The sequence below is a fragment of the Streptomyces sp. NPDC102360 genome (genome assembly GCF_044766085.1).
GTDB lineage: Bacteria > Actinomycetota > Actinomycetes > Streptomycetales > Streptomycetaceae > Streptomyces.
On sequence record NZ_JBIWLG010000002.1, the window covers coordinates 874,611 to 893,776 of the forward strand.

Consider the following 19,166-nt stretch of genomic DNA (forward strand, 5'->3'; position numbering starts at 1 on the left):
CCCTCGGAAACGCGTAGAAGTCCGGCCCCGGGGGGTTTTGCCCCGGGACCGGACCCCTCGTCGTACGAGAATTCAGGCGGTTACTTCAGTGCCCCCGCTGTCAACCCCTGAACGACCTGTCGCTGGAAGATGATGTACGCCGCCAGCACCGGCAGCATCGCCATCACCAGGCCCGCGAAGAGGCCCGACCAGTCGCCCTTGTAACCCTGGCTCGTGGCGAGCTCGACGAGGCCCTGGGCGAGGACGCGCTTGTCGGGGTCCGGATTGAGGACCGTCGGGATCATGTACTGGTTCCACTGGCCGAGGAAGTTGAAGATGCCCACGCTGATCAGGCCGGGCTTGGCCATCGGCAGCATGATCTGGAAGAACGTCCGGGTGTGCGAGGCCCCGTCGACGAACGCCGCCTCCGCGATCGAGCTCGGCAGCGTACGGAAGAACGACGTGAGGAAGAACACCGTGAACGGCAGCGAGTACGCGATGTAGGCGAGGACGAGGCCCTGGATCGTGTTCAGCAGGGCCAGGTTCTTCATGACGAAGAACAGCGGCACGAGCGCCAGGATGATCGGGAAGCTCATGCCGCCGACGAACAGGAAGTAGATGAAGCGGCGCCCAGGGAACTCGAAGCGGGCGAGCACGTACGCGACCATCGAGCCGAGTACGAGCGTGCCCACGAGTGAACAGGCCACGACGACAATGGTGTTGAGGAAGTAGTCGCTCATGTGGGCGTCGGACCACGCCCGCGACCAGTTCTCGAAGTGCAGCTTGTCCGGCAGCGACCAGGGCGATCCGAAGATGTCGCCGTCGGTCTTGAAGGACGTCATCACCGCCCACAGCAGCGGCATCACGACCAGGATCGCCCAGAGGATGAGCATGCCGTGCGAGAAGACGTTGAGGACGCCGCCCTCGCTGCTCTTCAGCTTCTTGTCCTCGGGCGACTTCGTCTTGGTGACCGGGTCGCCGCTGCCGCGCTGGGCCGGGACCTCGGACGGCGGAGTGTCGGTGGTCTTCATGGTCAGTACTCCAGCCGCTCGCGTCGACCGAGGCGCATCACGACGGCCGCGAACAGCAGCGTGAGGACGAGCAGGGCGACACCGATCGTCGTTGCGTAGGCGGCGTTCGCGTCACGGAACGCCGATTGCCACACGTACAGGGGAAGGACGGTCGTCGAGTAGGCGGGACCGCCGGGGCCCACCGACATGATCTGGACCGAGGCGAAGGCCTCGGCGCCGAGGGCCAGGATGCCCATGTAGATCCAGCCGGACTGGATGGTGTCCCACAGCAGGGGCATCGTGATCTTGAAGAAGGTGGTGGCCCGGCCGGCGCCGTCGAGCAGCGCCGCCTCGTAGAAGTCCTTCGGGATGGACGCCATGCCCGCCGAGAACAGGACCACGAAGAACCCGACCGTGCTCCACACGAGGACGGCCATGATGGACCACATGGCGACGTTCGGGTCGCCCAGCCAGTCCTGCGCGATCGAGTCGAGGCCGATCGCTCGGAGCGCCCCGTTGATCGCGCCGTCGTTGGGGCTGTACGCGAACCGGAAGAGGATCGCGACGATCGCGATCGACAGGACCTGCGGGAAGAAGTACGCGATCTTGTAGAAGCCCGACCCGCGCACGCCCGAGACGGCGGCGCCCTTTCTGTGCCGTCCCCCCACATTGATCATGAAGGAGAAGAACAGCGCGAGGCCGAGCGTCACCAGCGGCAGCAGCACCACGAACATGAGGCTGTGTTGGAGCGACTTCCAGAAGACGTCGTCCTCGAACATCCTCTTGTAGTTCGCGAAGCCCACCATCTTGAAATCCGGGCTCAGTCCGGTCCAGTCGGTGAACGAGTAGTAGATCGCCTGGATGAACGGCCAGATGACGAAGATGGCGTACAGCGCGAGAGGGGCCACCAAGAACCCCACAATGAAGCGGTACTTGCCGTGTTGCATTTTTACCGACCCCGTTCGGTTCGCGGGTGCCGCCGCTGGTGACGAGAGCGCACGAGCCGTGCCGCTACTGGTGCTTGTAGTGCTTGATGGACGAGTCCTTGGCCGTCGCGTCCGCGAAGGCCTGGATCTTCTTGATGGCTTCGGCCGGGGTCATGCGGCCCGCCATCATCTCGCCCAGACACGAGACGCCGATCTGCTCCTTCTGGAGCTTGGCGTACCAGTCCTGCATCCGCGGGTTGACCACGTTGTCCTTGGCCAGTTCGAGCGCGGCGTTCGCCGACTCCGTGCCCGACGTCAGCTTGATGCCCTCCGTGCCGCCGTTGTAAGCGGTCAGCGACTTCACGAGCTTCGTGGTGTTCTGCGAGGACTTCTCGCTGAGCATGATGCGCAGCTGCTCCATGCCGCCCTCGGCGTTCTTCGCGTTCGCCGGGACGATGTACGGCTCGGAGCCGGCCGCCCAGATGGTGCCGAACGGCATCTTGTCGCTCTTGTCGAGGCCGGACGGCGCGCTGACGGTGAGCTCGAAGTCCTTGGGGATGACGCTCGCCGACTCGTTCTCCACCCAGGACCCGTTGGGAAGGAACAGCGCCTTGCCCTTGGCCCACGCGGTCTGCGACTGGATGTGGTCGATGCCGGGCGTGCCCTTGAGGATGTAGCCCTTCTTGTAGAGCTCGTAGTACGCCTCGAAGGCGGCCTTGACGGCCGGGTCCTTCCAGGCGTTCGGCTCCAGGTTGTCGATCTTGTCGAGGACCTCGCGGCCGCCGATCTTGCCGATGAACGGGTAGAGCGAGAACGGCAGGTAGTACGGGTACTTGCCGGCGTACGTCCAGCCGGCCATGCCCTTCTTCTTCGCCTTCGCGCAGACGGCGAGCATGTCGTCCCAGGTCTGCGGGTACTCCGCGTCGAGCCCGTCGAGCGCCTTCTTCGAGTACCAGACGCCGTACACGGTGTACGCCATGTACATCACGACGCACTGCTTGCCCTCGAACTGGCCCATCTCGACGACGCCGGGGCGCAGCGTGTCGCGGAACTTCTTGCTCGGGTCGTCCACGGACGGGGCGTCGAGCAGCGGCGTCAGGTCGGTGAGCTGCTTCTTCGAGAAGAGGACGCCCATGTCCATCTGCTCGGCACCGGAGTTGTCGATGAGGTCCGGCGGGGTGCCGCCGTTGAACTTCGGCTGAAGCTCCGACTGGATCTTCTGCGTCGAGTGGAAGTTGACCTTCGCCTTCGGGTGCGCCGTCTCGTACATCTTGTTGGCGTCCTTGGCGTACTGCGTGCCGAAACCGCCGTCGAAGATGACCACGGAGAGCGCCGCGCTCTCGTTGACACCCAGCGGGTTCTTCGCGGACTTCTTGCCGCCCTTGGCCTTCTTGTCCGAGTCGTCGCTGCCGCTGGCGCACGCGGAGAGCATGCCCATGGCCGGTACGGACAGCAGGCCGAGTGCCGCGGAACGCTTGATCAGGCTGCGGCGGCCGACGCCACCGTTGGTGTTCTGCGTGTTCTGCTCGGAAGTGGATCCCATGCTCAAGTCCTCGCCTTCTCCAGGACTCAGGCGGTGAACCGGATCCTCCCCGGCACCGCGGTGATGTGCTGCGTAACGCAGGTGGAGCTGGGTGGTGCCCGCCCGGATCTCAACGGGCCGGGGCGGTGGCGACAGGTATAGTCCACTCCCCGTGAGGGGGGCAAGATCGAATGCAGGTTTGGGCATCGGTCTTTTCCGAGTTGAGACCTCCCGGAAATACGGCGCACCAGCGACGAACCGATCTTTCCAACTGCCTTGTCTACAAAGGGTGTAGCGGAATGGCTCGGGCCGCTTACTTCGCGGCGCCGTATTCCATGAGCAGCAGGGCGGAATCGTCGTCGACCCCGGAGTTCGTGTGCACGTGCACATCCGTGCGCAACCGCACCAGGCAGTCGTCGAGGGAATCGCCGCGCAGCAGCGCGACGCGCTGGACGAGCGGGTAGAAGGCGTCCTCCGCGTTCCGGGCCTCGGCGAGCCCGTCGGTGTAGAGCAGCACGCGGTCGCCGTCGGCCAGGGCGACGCGGCTCGGCTCCGGCGGGTCCTGCTCCAGCCAGTCCAGGCCAAAGGGGAGGGCGGGGCTCGGCGGGTGGGCGAGCTCATGACTGCCGTCGGCCCGCACGACGAGCGGCGGCGGGTGCCCGAAGGAGAGCAGCGTGAGCCGGCCCGCCGGGTCGAGTTCGGCGAGGACCGCGGTGACGAACTGCTCGTCCACGCCCCTGCGGCCCAGCGCGCCCGACATCTTGCCGGCGACCTCGGCCAGATCGTCGGCGTCGTGGGCGCTCATGCGGAAGGCGCTGAGCATGACGGTGGCCGTGCGCACGGCGCCGAGTCCTTTGCCCTGTACGTCGCCGATGACGACGCGGACGTTTCCGCGCGCGGGGACCACCTCGTAGAAGTCGCCGCCGATCCGGGCGTCTTCGGCCGCCGAGACGTAGGAGGCGGCGACCCGGGCGGGGGCGGTGTCCTGGGGCACCGGGGCGAGGATGACGCTCTGCACGAACTCGGAGATCAGTCGGTGCCGGGTGGCCCGCCGCTCGTGCTGCACGCGCGCGTGCGCGGCGACGGCGGAGGCCGCCGTCACCGCGGCCACGCTGATCAGGGCCACCACGCCGCGCCGGGTGAAGAGCAGGTCGTCGTACACGGCCACGGCGGCGCACAGCAGGAGCGAGACGAAGCCGCAGGTGACGACCCGGCGGGCCGGCGAGCAGCAGGCGGTGAGCGCGGGACCGACCGCGAACAGGGGCAGCAGCCCGACCTCCGCGCCGAGCACCACGTCGAGCACCGCGACACCGGCCGCGGCGACGAGGCCGGGGCAGAGCGCGGTGGGCCACGCGGGGAACACGGGAGCGCGCATGCCACCTCCTGGGGCCTTTATGCAAAAGGGATGAAATGGGATCTTTTGCCAAGATTTGCCACTGTACATGGGTGATTCGCCCAGGCCGTCGGGCGATCACAGCCCGTCGGGAGGGGCGCACACGGCGTGTCGGAGTCACCCTCTCGATCCGGGCCGCCCAAAGGACCCAATACCCTTGACACCACTGGGCACTTGAGCCCCTACTGGACCTTGCTCAGCAACTGACAACGTTGTCCAGTAGCCGGAGGGTGAGCCCCTTTATGCGAGGCAGATCCAGACACAGACTCGGGACGGTGGCCGCGTTCGCCGCGGCCGCACTTGTGCTCACGGCGGCAGGCCAGGGTCTCGGACCCGCCACCGCCGCCCAAGCCGCCGAAGGGAAGGCGGAGTTCCGCTCCTCCTTCGAGGCAGGGCAGCCCGTCCCCGACTGGCTGAACACCGTCGACACCGACGCCGCCGGCAAGAAGCGGGCGAGCGGCGTGGACGGCGCGTACAGCAGCGGCATGCCGGGCAATGTGAACGGCCATGTCACCGACGTCCGCGCGAGCGACGAGAACGCGGGCGGCGGTGAGACCAAGGAGAACCTCGTCGACGGCGAGCCGACGACCAAGTGGCTGGCCTTCACGCCGACCGCCTGGGTCGAGTACGACCTCGACGAGCCGGTCAAGATCTCCAAGTACGCGCTCACGTCGGGCAACGACCACGACGAGCGCGACCCGAAGGACTGGACCCTCAAGGGGTCGGCGGACGGCAAGGAGTGGAAGACGCTCGACTCCCGCTCCGGCGAGACGTTCGACAAGCGCCAGCAGCTGAAGCCGTACGACATTCAGAGCCCGGCGGAGTACTCCCACTTCCGTATCGAGTTCACGAAGAACAACGGCGCGAGCGACGCGACGCAGCTCTCCGACTTCCAGCTCTCGACCGGCGAGGACTCCGCCCCGGCCCCCGAGGACATGCTCTCACTGGTGGACCGCGGCCCCACCGCCTCGCCCACCGCCAAGGCGGGCGTCGGCTTCACCGGCACGCGCGCGCTGCGCTACGCGGGCACGCACAAGGGCGACGGCCGGGCGTACTCGTACAACAAGGTCTTCGACGTCGATGTGGCGGTGGCCAAGGACACCGAGCTCGCGTACAAGATCTTCCCGTCGATGGCGGACGGCGACCGCGACTACGACGCCACGAACGTCTCCGTCGACCTCGCCTTCACCGACGGCACGTACCTGAGCGACCTCAAGGCCGTCGACTCCTACGGCGGGGCGCTGACCCCGCAGGGGCAGGGCGCGGCCAAGCGGCTGTACGTGAACCAGTGGAACGCCGTGAAGTCCGGAATCGGGTCTGTGGCCGCCGGAAAGACGGTCGACCGGGTGCTCGTCGCGTACGACTCCCCCAAGGGGCCCACGAAGTTCCGCGGGTGGCTGGACGATCTCAGCATCGCGAAGGCGCGGCCGGCCAAGCCGAAGGCGCACCTGAGCGACTACGCGTCGACGACCCGCGGCACCAACTCCACCGGGAACTTCTCGCGCGGCAACACCTTCCCGGCGACCGCCGTACCGCACGGTTTCAACTTCTGGACCCCGGTGACCAACGCGGGCTCGCTGAGCTGGCTGTACGACTACGCGCGCGACAACAACGCGGACAACCTGCCCACGATGGAGGCGTTCGCGGCGAGCCACGAGCCGAGCCCGTGGATGGGTGACCGGCAGACGTTCCAGGTGATGCCGTCGGCCGCCAAGACGGTGGACACGTCACGCTCGGGGCGCGCGCTTCCGTTCAAGCACGACGACGAGACGGCGACCCCGTCGTACTACGGCGTGACGTTCCAGAACGGCGTGAAGGCGGAGATGACGCCGACCGATCACGCGGCGGCGCTCCGCTTCAGCTACCCCGACGACGACGCGAGCGTGGTCTTCGACAACGTCTCCGACCAGGGCGGCCTCACGCTCGACAAGGAGAACGGGGTCGTCACCGGCTACTCGGACGTCAAGTCCGGTCTGTCTGCGGGCGCGACGCGGCTGTTCGTCTACGGGGTCTTCGACAAGCCGGTGAAGGACGCCGACTCGTCGGGCGTGAAGGGCCACTTCACGTTCGACGCGGGCAAGGACCGCACGGTGACGCTGCGCCTCGCGACGTCCCTCATCGGCCTCGACCAGGCCAAGGACAACCTGGCCCAGGAACTCCCGGCGAAGCGCTCCTTCAGCGACGTACGGGACGCGGCGCGCGCCCAGTGGGACACGCTGATGAAGAAGGTGGAGGTCGAGGGCGCGACGGACGACCAGCGCACCAGCCTCTACTCCTCGCTGTACCGGCTGTACCTGTACCCCAACTCGGGCTTCGAGAAGGTCCGTTCGCAGGGCGGGGGCGGCAAGGCGACGTACAAGTACGCGTCGCCCTTCTCCCCCATGCCGAACCCGGACACCCCGACCCACACCGGCGCGAAGATCGTCGAGGGCAAGCCGTACGTCAACAACGGCTTCTGGGACACGTACCGCACGACCTGGCCCGCCTACTCGCTACTGACGCCGAAGAAGGCGGGTGAGCTGGTCGACGGGTTCGTGCAGCAGTACCGGGACGGCGGCTGGACCTCCCGCTGGTCGTCGCCGGGCTACGCGGACCTGATGACCGGCACGTCGTCGGATGTGGCGTTCGCGGACGCGTACGTGAAGGGTGTCGACGACTTCGACGTCGAGTCGGCGTACAAGGCGGCCGTGAAGAACGCGACCGTGGTGGCGCCACAGGCGGGCGTCGGCCGCAAGGGCATGGAGACGTCCCCGTTCCTCGGCTACACGTCGTCGGAGACGCACGAGGGCATGTCGTGGGCGCTGGAGGGATACCTCAACGACTACGGCATCGCGGAGATGGGCCAAAAGCTCTACAAGAAGACCGGCAAGAAGCACTACAAGGAGGAGTCGGAGTACTTCCTCAACCGCGCCCGTGACTACGTCAACATGTTCGACGACAAGGCGGCCGGTGGCGCGTCGAGTCCGGGCTTCTTCCAGGGCAAGGACAAGGACGGCAACTGGCGTGTGAAGTCGGCGGACTTCGACCCGGCGATCTGGGGCTACGACTACACGGAGACCAACGCCTGGGGCTACGCCTTCACGGCCGTCCAGGACAGCCGCGGCCTCGCCAATCTGTACGGCGGCCGGGGCGGACTCGCCAAGAAGCTCGACACGTACTTCGACACGCCGGAGACCGGCTCGAAGGACGTCGCGGGCTCGTACGGCGGTGTCATCCACGAGATGACCGAGGCGCGCGACGTGCGCATGGGCATGTACGGCCACTCGAACCAGGTCGCCCACCACGTCACGTACATGTACGACGCGGCAGGGCAGCCCTGGAAGACGCAGGAGAAGGTCCGCGAGGTGCTGTCGCGGCTCTACAACGGCAGCGAGATCGGGCAGGGCTACCACGGCGACGAGGACAACGGCGAGCAGTCGGCCTGGTACCTGTTCTCCTCGCTGGGCTTCTACCCGCTGGTCATGGGCAGCGGTGAATACGCCATCGGTTCCCCGCAGTTCACGAAGATGACGCTGCACCTGGACGGCGGAAAGGACCTCGTCGTCAAGGCGCCGAAGAACAGCGCGAAGAACATCTACGTGCAGGGGGTGAAGGTCAACGGCCGTACGTGGACGAAGACTTCGCTGCCGCACTCGGCCATCGCCAAGGGCGGCGTCATCGAGTTCGCGATGGGTGACAAGCCGTCGAAGTGGGGCACGGGTGCGGACGCCGCGCCGACGTCGATCACGAACGACGACAAGGTGCCCTCGCCGCGCTCGGACGCCATCACGGGCTCGGGCCCGCTGTTCGACAACTCCTCCGCCACGTCGGCCACTTCATCGGCCCCGGTGGAGCTTCCGGTCGGGGCGGACGGAGCGAAGGCGGTCCAATACACGCTGACCTCTTCGGGGGACAAGGCGAAGGCGCCGACGGGCTGGCGCCTTGAGGCCTCGGACGACGCGAAGGACTGGAAGACCGTCGACGAACGCTCCGGCGAGTCCTTCGACTGGGACAAGCAGACACGGGCGTTCTCCGTGCCGTCCCCGGCGGCGCACAAGCACTACCGGCTGGTGTTCACCGGCGGGGCGGCGACGGTGGCGGAGGTGGAGCTGCTGTCGTGACGCCTTCCCGGGTGGCGTGCCGAGCGCGGCACGTCACCCGGGGCAGTCGTTGTTGTCGTAGGTCCGGTACAGCGAGAGTTTCCGGTCGTGACGTCGGGGCGGGAACTCCACGACGGGTACCGGTTTGCACGTGGACCATCTGTTGTGGGTGTCCTGGGCCGCGAAGCCGTACGTGCCGGTCGCCCCTTGGAGCATGCCCGAGCTGTTGACGGTGGACTGGGACAGCGTCGTGTACAGCTCCTGCCGCGTGGGCAGTTGCTCGGAGTCCGAGTCCTTGTTCATGTCGGCGAAGGTCCGCTTCATCGCCTCGGTGAGCAGCCGCAGGCCGTCGTAGTACGAGGCCGCGTAGCCGTCGGCCAGAGGCTTCGCGCCGAGCGTGTGCGCGGTCTTGAGCGTGTTGAAGCGGTCGAGGAAGTCGTCGACTCCGGCGGGGCGGTCGGTGGAGCCCGCCTTCTCCCAGCGCGGGTCGAAGGAGGCGGCGTCGACGATCGTGGCATTCGCCTTCTTCAGGTCGCGCTCGACCTCCGGCCTGGTGAGGGTGGGTTCGAGTCCGATGCCCGTCTTCAGGATGCGCAGGGGCTTGCCGTGGGTGCAGCTCCCCTCGTCGGAGAGGGCGTCTATGAAGCCCGGGAGATCCTGGTCCCGGCCGGCGAAGAAGACCGTGTCCGTGCCCTGGTTGCAGATCTTGCCGACGGCGTCGAAGAAGATGCCCGGCTCGCCCTCGTCGCTGCCGGAGGAACCGGTGAACAGGGACGGGTTGGTGGTGAGGCCGTAGTCCTTGCCGAAGCGGTTCTCGAGGGTGTCCGTCAGATCCTTCGAGTACACGTCGCCGGTGTGCCGGTCGAGCAGCAGCAGCCCCTTCTTCCTGCCCTGCGGGTAGGTGTCGAGATAGTGGCGCAGGGCGTTCGCGAACTGCTTGTCGTCCGGCGAGGTCTTGAAGAAGTAGTCGAAGTTCATCGACGAGGCGTTGATCACCGGGCCCACCGTGGGGATCTTGCTCGCGCTCAGTTCTTCGAGGGCCCTTCGGGTGTCCGTCTGGCTGCTGGGGATGCCGGTGACGCCGACGAGGGGATGGTCCTTGTCGTCGGCCAGCGTGTCCAGCTTCTCGACGACCGGCCGCCATTGGTCGAGCTGTTGGCCGATCGGCGCGAGCATCAGCTGGACCTGCGGGCCGCCCGCCCCGGCGTTCGCCTCCTGGAGCGCGGCGAGGGAACCCGCGAGGGCGCGGCGGATCATGTCGCTCGTCATGGCGCTCCGGTCGCCCGACGTGAAGGCCGTCATCAGGGCGATACGGACGTAGGGCGTGCCGCTCTCCGACGCGACCCGGTGGTTCTCGTCGGCGATGGCGTCGAGGAGCGAGCCGATGTCGTCGTCCGCCTCGAAGGACTCTGTGGTGACGCCGATGCACTGGCCGTCGATCTCGCTCAGCCCGTTGTCGCACCTGCGCAGCAGCTTCGATCCGCCGTAGATGCCGCCGGCCACGAGCGCGAGCACGATCACCACGGCGACGCACCAGTCCAGCGGCCCCCACTCCCTGATCCTGCTGCCTAACATCAGCCTCCCTCCCCGGAGTTGGTGCTTGCGGGAACGGGCAGTTCCTGCCTCTTGCGGGCGGCCGTCGGCCAGTCGCGGGCCGCCTGGCCGAGCGCCGCGTACCAGGTGGGATGGCGGCGCGCGAGGAAGCCCAGCTCCTCCCCCACGGCCCGGCACATCCGGTCGGCGTCCGGGTCGAGGGCGGCGTCGGCGTACGGCTCGGAGAGGTACCACAGGGCGTGCAGCAGACGGTTGATGCTGCGCCCCGAGGGGTCCAGGCGCGCGTAGCGGGCCGCGTGCTCGCCGTCGGCGATCTCGACGCGCTGGTCGCGCCAGGTGTCGTCGGCGGGCGGCACGGGCGCGCTCGCGCAGCGCTGGAGGCACAGCAGCCAGTGCTCGACGCTCTGTTCGGCCTCCTCCGCGTCGAACTCGTCGGCGAGCATCGCGACGACCTGCTGCGGGTTTCCGGCGGCGAGGTTGTGGCGCAGAGCGTCGGCCTCCTCGGTCTCGGCGCGCTGGACGTGGTGGAGGTGGAGGAAGGCGTGCACGGAGCGCCAGCTGTGCGGTTCGTCGCCCGGCGGCAGGGTGCGCCGTGCCTCGTGGACGAGGAGGGTGCGCAGGAGGCCGCTGGTGACCAGCGGGTCGTCGGAGCCCGGGAGTTCCTGCCACTTCCGCTCGACGAGGTACTGCGCCGCGGCCGTGGCGGGCAGCTGCTCGGGGCCGACCAGGCCGAGGTCCTGGGCGAGCGCCTCGGCCGCCTTGGAGTCCCTGGCGAGGCAGAGCTTGACGAGGCGGTCGCGCTGTCTGCGGTCGGGCAGCAGGTCCCGCAGCAGCACCTCGGTGACGGCGCGGCCGCCCTCGACGCGCAGGTCGAGCAGGTCGCGCGGGGCGACGGTGCGGTTCTGCCGGGCGGTCTCGACGGCGGCGTCGGCGAGGACGGTGCTGGCCGAGGGGTGGCCGCCGGTGAGCGCGTGGAGTGCGGAGGCGAGGTGCGGGTGGAGCAGGCGCGAGGACGCGCGGTCGAGCATGGAGAGGATGTCGTCCCTGGTCAGCGGGGTGAGCGGGAGGACGAGGAGGCCTTCGGACGGCTCGTGCCCGGTCCGCTTCCACAGGGTGGCGGCGTGTCCGGGGCGTCTGACGCCGCCGGGCGGCAGCAGGTCGACGAGTTCCCGGCGCACGGCGTGCGGCGCGTCCTCCCGCGGCAGGTCACCGAGGCGGGTGGCGACGACGACGGTGCGGTCGTCGTACGTGCGCCGCCCCAGGGCCCGTTGTTCCAGGAGGAGTTCGAGGAAGCGGGAGCCCGCGGGGGTGTGCGCCTCGTCGAGCAGGATCAGCGGCCAGGGCTCACGGTTGAGCCGGCGCACCAGTCCGTGCGCGTGGGCCGTCTCCTCCAGGAAGGCGGCGGTCAGGGCCTGTTCCGCCGCGTGCAGGTAGTCGCCGCCGCGGTGGAAGCGGCGGGACAGCAGCCACAGCGGGTCCTCCTCGGCGATGGTGCCGTCGGGTGTGGTGTGCCGCTTGCGGAACCAGGTGCGGGAGTGGTCGAGGGACGTCCTGGTGGCGAGCTGGCGCAGCACGGCGGCGGTGACGGGCTGTGTGCCGTCCGGGTCGTCGGGGTCGCTGTTGCCGGCGGCGGCCCGGCTGAGCGAGGTCTCGACCTGGGTGGCCCAGTCGCGGGCGACCTCGCGCTCGGTGCCGCGCGCGAGGTCGCTCACCAGGAGCAGCCGGGCGTGTCTGCGGCAGACCTCGTCGCGCTCGTCCGTCTGCCCCACGTGCCAGCCGGACACGGAGAACAGGGCGGGCATCAGCGTCCGGAAGATGCCGTACGTGGGGGTGAGCGCGCACACGAGGCGCTCCAGGATCTCGGCGGGCGACGCGGCGGGCTGCGGCGGCACGCTGCCCTCGGGGACCTCCTCGGCGATGCCGGAGGCGACGGGAGAGCCCGGTACGACGGCGCGTACGTGGGCGAGCGGTAAGCGGCCCCGGTAGCCGCGGGCGAGGGTGTCGAGGAGGGCGCTGCGTCCGGTACCGTGCTCGCCGGTGAGCAGCACGACGGGCACGTCGGTCCCGAACTCCCGCTTGGCTCGGGCGCGTTCGTGGAACGCCAGCCCGGTGAGCGAGGGGACGAGCGATCCCACCAGGGGTTCACGCCCGTACAGAAAGGGCGCCTTGGGCCTGGCCATCTTCGGCTGTCCTGCTTCCCTAGGGATCGTCAACTTCTGCGTGTCGACTTTTGCGTGTCAACTTCTGCGTGAACCCTAGAACTTACCTGTGGCGCCGATCTCTTGCCAGATGAACCGCAAGGCCGCGGAACCCCTCACGGCTGCGGATAAATCTCCAGCTCGGCGCCCTCGGGCAGCTCCTCGACGCCCTGGACGACGCCGCCCGGATAGGCGATCCGGACCCGGCGCAGCGACGTGATCCCCTTGAGCGGCGAGAGGTCGATGTCGCCGCCCTGCGTCACGTGCAGCTCCTCAAGTCCTTGCAGACGGCGGGACATGCGCCGCAGTTGCAGCGGGGTGCCCTGCTGGGCGTAGACGTAGAGCTTGGTCAGCTGCGGGATCTGGCTGGACGGGTTGAAGAGGAGGGTGCTGAGCTGTTCGGCCGAGAGGCAGAGCGTGCGCAGCTCGGGCAGGTGGCCGAGCAGTTCGCCCCAGCCGTCGGGGAGCAGCCGGCTGCTCGCGTCCTGGAGGCGCAGTTCCTCCAGCGCGACGCACCGGGTGATCTCGGCGAGTTCGGAGGTTCCCGGCGGCAGCGACAGCGTCTTGAGCCTGCCGGGCCTCGGCAGTTCGGCCACGCCGCGCCAGGGGACGCCCGCGCCGATGTGCAGGGCTTCGAGGCGCGCGCACTGGTCGAGCTGCTCCAGCGGCTCGAACTGCGGGACGTTCTCCAGGACGAGGCTGCTCAGTCGCGGGAGCCGGGTGAGCGGTTCGGGGTCCTTGACGTTGCGGCAGCCCTGGAGGGTGAGGCTCTCCAGGTTCTGGAAGTCGTGGAGGAAGGACAGGTCGTTGATTTGCAGCGCGCCGCGCAGCCGCAGCTCGCGCAGGTGCTCCGAGGACAGGGCCGCGCGGACGGCGTCGGGGTCGAAGTCGCCGTGGATGCCGACGCGTTCGCAGCCGGGCAGGCGTGACAGGGCGTCGAGTTCGGCCTTCGAGCGGACGGTGACGGGCTCGCCAGGCGCGGCTTCGAGGAGCGGGGCGATGATCTCGCGGGCGTACGTCTCGGTGTCGAAGCGGTCCCAGTGGCCGAGGAGCTGGGCGCGCACGGTGGACTGGGAGGTGGTGAGGAACTCGCGCAGCCGCGGGATGGCCGCGTCGCCGCCGATCTGGCAGATGGCGTGCGCGGTCGCCAGCTCGGCGTCCCCTTCGAGTTCGTCGGCCCTCGGGAGCAACCCCAGGAGCAGCGGCCCCGTGCGGGCGAGGACGCGGGCCTGGCGCAGGCTGCGCGGCGGGAGCATGCTCGCGGCCTCGGCCTCGATCGTCTGGCGCACGGCGGGTTCGAGCCTCGTCGCCTGTTCGAGGGAGGCGAGGGCGAGGAGGCGGATCCTGGCCTGGACGGTCACGTCCTTCTCGCGCTTCCCGCGGTCGCTCAGGCGCATCAGCAGGTCGGCCCGCCCGTTGTGATCGGCTTGCGCGACGGCCATCTGCACCACGTCCTCCCACTGGTCCATGTGAGCGTGTCTCACCAGCATGCCGAAGTCACGGTCCTCAAGAACAGCTTTGGCACCCAGGTAGTCCTGAAACGTACGATGAATGAAGTCCACGGCGCCCGGAGCGGGCTCGCGGAGCAGCCCGGAGCGCTCCAGCAGGTATTCAAGCGCGTGTTCGGGTCCACCGAGCCGTTCCAGGCTCGGGACCTGCGGCTGGAGGCGGCGCAGCTCATGGATGGCGTCGTCGCGTTCCATCTGGCTGTCGTCGTTGCGGATCAGCCGGTACGCGAGTCGTTTGAGCGGCTCGGTCGCGGACTCCTCGTCGAGCCGGGGGCGGTCGTCGTCCCGCCCGTACAGGTCCCGCTCCGCGTCGCGCCGCTCAAGGAGCATGGACAGGGCGGCCCGGTAGAGCGAGGCCCGCCCGTGCGGCAGAAAGCCCCGGCGTTCGCGGTGCAGGGCACAAATGAGGCTGCACATCAGGGGGTTGGTGGCGAGGCGGTTCAGCTCAGGGTTGGAGCGCAGGGATTCGACGAGCTTCTCGGCGAAATCCTCGTGCGCGCCCGCGGCGACGTGCCAGCGCGCGATGAAGCGGCGCAGGTCACCCGGGCTGAGCGGGTTGAGACTCAGCTCGTGGAAGCCCTCGCTCCGCAGCCAGCCCTGTTCGAGCGCGGAGGGACGGGTGGTGCACAGCCAGAGGTTGCCGGGGAACTGGCTCGCGAGGTCGCTCAGCCAGTCGCGGACGCGCCGCCGGTCGGCCTTGGGGATCTCGTCGAGGCCGTCGACGAGCAGCACCGCGCGGCCGTTGCGCAGGACGCGGACGGCCCAGCCGTCGGGTTCGCTGCCGCTGAGACCACAGCGCATCCACTCCAGGAACTGGTTGGGCATGGGGAGTTCGGCCCCTTGGCGGGCGAGCGTGCGCAGCGGGAGCACGAACGGGACCCGCCCGATGAGCTGCGGCAGCGCGGCGGGCACGGACTCCTGGCGTGCGGTGGTCAGAGCGAGCCACTGCACGAGCGTCGTCTTGCCGGTGCCGGCGAGGCCGTGCAGCAGGACCTTGCCGCGCCCGGCGAGCGCCGACTCGACGCTCTCCTCGGGCACGCTCTCGTAGTCGCCGTCCTCCTCCGCGGCTGCCAGAGGCACGGCGGTCAGGCTCAAGTAGGCGTCGTCGAGGAGCCATTTGGGCCCGGCAGGGTCGCGCAGGTCGATACCGTGGATGATGAGCCACCGATGTCGCTCGACGACATAGCGGGCGTACAACTCCTCGAACCTGATGTCGGCGGCCTGCTGGTCCTCACCGGAAACCATGCGCAGCAAGCGCTCCAACAGCTCCTTCTGTTCACGGAGTTGACGAAAGTTCGACAGCTGGGCGCGGGCCTCGAAGCCGGGCCGCTGGGTGAAGAACCGCACGAGGTGCACGCAGGCGGTGACGAGCAGCGCGTCGTGAAAGCGGGCCGCGTCCTCGGTGAGCAGCCCCTTGATGTCCCGCTGCGCCGCCTTGTTGAGCGTGCCGGCCAACTCCTCGGGCCCGAGCACCACCAGGTCGACGTCGTTCATGTCGAGCTGACCGAGCGCGAAGAGCGTACGGGTCAGCGCCTGGCCCACCGCGTCGTGCTCGTCGTCGGGCAGCCGGCTCTCGTGCGGTGGCGCGGCGCGTACGGCGCGGCGCACCAGCTCGTGGGACAGCCGGTACATGTCGTCGCGGCTGAGGGCGGGATGATCGCCGACGAAGGACAGCAACGACCGTACGCGCACGGGCTTTTCATCCGGGAACTCGGCGCCGGCCACCTTCTCCGGAGGCAGCACGAACCGCTTCAGCAGCGGCACCACCACCGAGGACGCGATCTTCAACCCCATTGCGCCCAGTTCCACCGCTCACCCCCGTCGCCCACGTACCCTCCACCATACGTGTACGCGGCCGGGGCACCAGATGCCCGAACTCGCACCACACCACCTTGCCGGGGTCCCGCCCCCCCCACGCCCCACGCGTCCGCGAGCGCCGCGACGAGGACCAATCCGCGGCCACCCTCGTCCGCCGGCACCGCGCACGGCACGCCGCCGCCACTGTCGTGGACTTCGACGCGGAGCGCGTCCGCGTGGGGCAGGAGGCGCAACAGGTAGCCACGACCCGGCGGGGCGCCGTGAAGGAGGGCGTTGGTGGCGAGCTCGCTGACGCACAGCACGATGTCGTGTGCGCGGTCGGCCTCCACGCCCCAGTCGGCGAGCGCGGCGCGGGTGAACGCGCGGGCGGCGGGGACGGATTGGCGTTCGCGACGGTAGAAGCGCTCGCGGGGTTCGTGGTTCACGCGTCGAATGTTGCGGAGAGTGATTGACTGGCGACAGTCAATCGACCCCGACAGATTTTTTGTCGGGGTTCGAGTGGGGTCAAGAAGGAACGGGGGCGGGGAGATTGCCCGTCATGAGCCCTGCGCAACATCCGCCGAAGAACCCGTCGGCGATGAGGCTGGTCGCCGACCTCGTCGCCCTCTTCCGGAAGGCCGCCGGTTACACACAGGCGGCGCTCGCGGAGCGGCTGATAGTGGCCGAGTCGACCATCGCGGCGATCGAGCAGGCGCGCCGCCCGCTGGTGCCGAAGCTGGCGGCGTCGATGGACCAACTCCTGGGCACGAAGGGTGCGTTGGCCACGGCGGTGGCGGCGATGCCGGAGGTGGACCAGTTTCCGTTGTGGGCGGAGTCGTACATCCAGCACGAGCGGGAGGCCATCGCCCTGTCGTGGTACGACGCGCTGGTCGTGCCCGGCATCCTCCAGACCGCGGAGTACGCCCGGACGTTGCTGGGCCAGCGCGTACCCGCGTACAGCGAGGACGAGATCGAGACCAAGACGGCGGCCCGTGTCGACCGCCAGGCGATCCTCCACCGGAAGGTCCCGCCGACGATGAGCTTCGTCGTGTGGGAGCCCGCGCTGAAGATGGCGTTCACCGAACCGCTGGTGCGCGCGGCGCAGTTGAGGTTCCTGCGCGAGAGCGCGAACCTCCCGGGCCTGTCGTTTCAGGTGCTGCCGCTGGATGCGCCGGAGAACGCGGGTGACGCAGGCCCGTTCATCCTCCTGGAGACGCCGGACCATCAGCATCTCGCCTACACGGAGTCCCAGCGTGGTAGCCAGTGGGTTTCCGACGCCGACGAGGTGTCCATCCTGGCTTGCAAGTATGCGATGCTGCGATCTCAGGCCCTCACGCCCAAAGCCACCATGGGCCTGCTGGATCGCCTGCTAGGAGAGCCATGACCACCGCACTTCACTGGTTCAAGTCGAGCTACAGCAGCGACGAAGGCGGCGCATGCCTCGAAGTGGCCTACGCCTGGCGGAAGTCGAGTTACAGCAGCAGCGAAGGCGGCGCCTGCGTCGAGGTCGCCACCCACCCCACCGCCATCCACATCCGCGACTCCAAGAACGCCGACGGCGGCCCGCACGTCACCGTCGCGCCGGAGGCCTGGACCGCGTTCCTTGAAGTCGCTCGGGCTTGACGCGGTCCGGCGGGTCCCGGAGCTGGAGGGCCCCCGGTCGCGGCTGTGGCGCGCCGAGTTCCGCGGTACCCCGGTGATGGTCAAGCAACTGGTCGACGCTCCGGAGGCCGCCGACCGGTACGCCCGCGAGGTGGCGTCGCTGCGCCTCGCCGCCGCCGTGGGCCCGCCCGTCGTCCCCCGCCTCCTCGACACCGACCCTGACGAACGCGTGCTGGTCCTGGAGTACGTGGAACATCGGCACCCCGGCCCGGACTGGCGGGTCGACTACGCGGCGGCACTCGCGCGGCTGCACGCGGCGGGGCACACCGCCACCGACGCCGAGACCCGCGCTCTCCCGGTCTGGTCGGGGCCGGCCGGAAACGACATCGACGCGTTCCTCCGGCTCGCCGCCACCCTCGGCGTACCCGAACCACCGGGCGTAAGAGCGGAGTTGGAGGACCTGGTGACCCGCCTGGCGCGGACCACCAACGCGGCCCTGCTGCACGGCGACCCCTGCCCCGGCAACGATCTGCACACCGCCGACGGCGTACGGTTCATCGACTTCGAGCAGGCCTCCCTCGGTGACGGCCTCGTCGAACTCGCCTACCTGCGCAGCGGCTTCCCGACCTGCTGGTGCTCCACCTCCCCCGCCCCGGAACAACTGGCCGAGGCGGAGGCCGCGTACCGCGAGAGTTGGCGCGAGGCCACCGGCACCGAGGTGCGGGGCGACGTCACGGACGCGTGCGCCGGCTGGCTGCTGCGCGGCGACGCGCTGGTGCCGCGGGCCGAGCGCGGCACCGTCGACCACCTGGCCCGCGTCCCGGGCGGCGACTGGGAGTGGGGCACCGCCACAGCCCGGCAGCGCCTCACGCACCGGCTGGGCGTCGTGGCCGGCCAGAGCGGCGGACTACCGGCCTTCGGTCGGCTCGCCGCGGACCTGCGCGCAGCCATGCTCACCCGCTGGCCGAAACTCACCCCGCTGCCCGCGGAGCGGCCGCGCGGGTCTTGACGTACGCCGGGGGTTGCCGCCAACTCCCCGCGGTGCAACGTTGATTACATGATTACAGCCGAACAGCACGAGAAGTTGCGCGGCTGGTTCGCCGGGCGGATGCCCGAGGGGCTCTTCGAGGGGCCCGTCGACATCACGGTGGACCGCGAGGAGATCACCGTCGTAGGACCCGTCGCCGAGCCGGAGCTCGCGAAGGACGTCTCCGACGCGGAGCGGGCGGCCGCGATCGAGGGCCGCGTCCAGGAGTTCCGGGAACGCACCCGTGAGCAGCGCATCGAGGTGGCGCGGGAAGCCGAGCACCGGTTCCGCAAGAAGGTGTCGTGGGGCGTGCGCTGCGGGGACGAGGAAGCGCTGTTCACGCACGTGTCGGCGCCGGTGATGACGCGGCTGCGCCAGCCCGAGCGGCAGGTGCTCGACACGCTCGTCGCCGGGGGCGTGGCCCGGAGTCGTAGTGACGCGCTGGTCTGGTGCGTGCGGCTCGTGGAGCGCAACGCGGACGACTGGCTCGGCGAGCTGCGGCAGTCGCTGGAAGAGGTGCGGCGCGTACGGGCGCAGGGCCCCGACGCATGACAGCGGGCCGCGCCCCCGC

The 19,166-nt window shown here is 69.2% G+C and carries 12 protein-coding genes and 1 pseudogene; 5 read left to right on the forward strand and 8 right to left on the reverse strand.

The window, feature by feature from the left end; translation table 11 throughout:
* Positions 1-80 precede the first annotated feature (80 nt).
* The 4 genes from ACIRHA_RS13345 to ACIRHA_RS13360 form a co-directional block, all read right to left on the reverse strand.
* Positions 81-1,010: a carbohydrate ABC transporter permease gene (locus ACIRHA_RS13345; protein ID WP_403843984.1), complete on the reverse strand. Its 930-nt coding sequence runs from the start codon at positions 1,008-1,010 to the stop codon at positions 81-83.
* 2 nt (positions 1,011-1,012) lie between these two features.
* Positions 1,013-1,936 (reverse strand): carbohydrate ABC transporter permease, encoded by a 924-nt coding sequence (locus ACIRHA_RS13350; protein ID WP_403843987.1) that lies wholly within the window; start codon positions 1,934-1,936, stop codon positions 1,013-1,015.
* Between the two features lie 64 nt (positions 1,937-2,000).
* On the reverse strand, positions 2,001-3,458 hold the full coding sequence (ngcE, locus tag ACIRHA_RS13355; protein WP_403843990.1) for an N-acetylglucosamine/diacetylchitobiose ABC transporter substrate-binding protein: 1,458 nt from the start codon (positions 3,456-3,458) through the stop codon (positions 2,001-2,003).
* Between the two features lie 292 nt (positions 3,459-3,750).
* Positions 3,751-4,812 (reverse strand): PP2C family protein-serine/threonine phosphatase, encoded by a 1,062-nt coding sequence (locus ACIRHA_RS13360; RefSeq protein WP_403843993.1) that lies wholly within the window; start codon positions 4,810-4,812, stop codon positions 3,751-3,753.
* A gap of 260 nt (positions 4,813-5,072) precedes the next feature.
* Between ACIRHA_RS13360 and ACIRHA_RS13365 the strand changes: the two genes are divergently transcribed.
* Positions 5,073-8,930: a GH92 family glycosyl hydrolase gene (locus ACIRHA_RS13365; protein WP_403843996.1), complete on the forward strand. Its 3,858-nt coding sequence runs from the start codon at positions 5,073-5,075 to the stop codon at positions 8,928-8,930.
* Between the two features lie 33 nt (positions 8,931-8,963).
* On the opposite strand, the gene ACIRHA_RS13370 is transcribed toward ACIRHA_RS13365, so the two are convergent.
* The 4 genes and pseudogenes from ACIRHA_RS13370 to ACIRHA_RS13385 form a co-directional block, all read right to left on the reverse strand.
* Complete coding sequence (locus tag ACIRHA_RS13370; RefSeq protein ID WP_403843999.1) at positions 8,964-10,484, reverse strand: ABC transporter substrate-binding protein; 1,521 nt, start codon at positions 10,482-10,484, stop codon at positions 8,964-8,966.
* On the reverse strand, positions 10,484-12,643 hold the full coding sequence (locus ACIRHA_RS13375) for an ATP-binding protein (RefSeq protein WP_403844001.1): 2,160 nt from the start codon (positions 12,641-12,643) through the stop codon (positions 10,484-10,486). The genes ACIRHA_RS13370 and ACIRHA_RS13375 overlap by 1 nt, the downstream gene beginning before the upstream one ends.
* Before the next feature lie 134 nt (positions 12,644-12,777).
* Positions 12,778-15,963, reverse strand: a complete 3,186-nt coding sequence (locus ACIRHA_RS13380) for an NACHT domain-containing protein (protein WP_403844003.1) — start codon at positions 15,961-15,963, stop codon at positions 12,778-12,780.
* Positions 15,964-16,039: 76 nt separating this feature from the next.
* Positions 16,040-16,421, reverse strand: a pseudogene (locus tag ACIRHA_RS13385) (ATP-binding protein); the annotation flags it as partial.
* Positions 16,422-16,525: 104 nt separating this feature from the next.
* Between ACIRHA_RS13385 and ACIRHA_RS13390 the strand changes: the two are divergent.
* Genes ACIRHA_RS13390 through ACIRHA_RS13405 form a run of 4 tightly spaced genes read left to right on the forward strand, consistent with a single transcriptional unit; the run spans position 16,526 to position 19,147 of the window.
* Positions 16,526-17,350, forward strand: a complete 825-nt coding sequence (locus ACIRHA_RS13390) for a Scr1 family TA system antitoxin-like transcriptional regulator (RefSeq protein ID WP_403844005.1) — start codon at positions 16,526-16,528, stop codon at positions 17,348-17,350.
* Positions 17,347-17,589: a DUF397 domain-containing protein gene (locus tag ACIRHA_RS13395; RefSeq protein WP_403844007.1), complete on the forward strand. Its 243-nt coding sequence runs from the start codon at positions 17,347-17,349 to the stop codon at positions 17,587-17,589. The genes ACIRHA_RS13390 and ACIRHA_RS13395 overlap by 4 nt, the downstream gene beginning before the upstream one ends.
* Complete coding sequence (locus ACIRHA_RS13400) at positions 17,570-18,577, forward strand: phosphotransferase family protein (RefSeq protein WP_403844009.1); 1,008 nt, start codon at positions 17,570-17,572, stop codon at positions 18,575-18,577. Before ACIRHA_RS13395 ends, ACIRHA_RS13400 begins: the two co-directional genes overlap by 20 nt.
* A gap of 48 nt (positions 18,578-18,625) precedes the next feature.
* A complete protein-coding gene (locus ACIRHA_RS13405; RefSeq protein ID WP_403844012.1) occupies positions 18,626-19,147 on the forward strand; it encodes a hypothetical protein in 522 nt (173 codons plus the stop codon).
* The last annotated feature ends 19 nt before the right edge of the window (positions 19,148-19,166 follow it).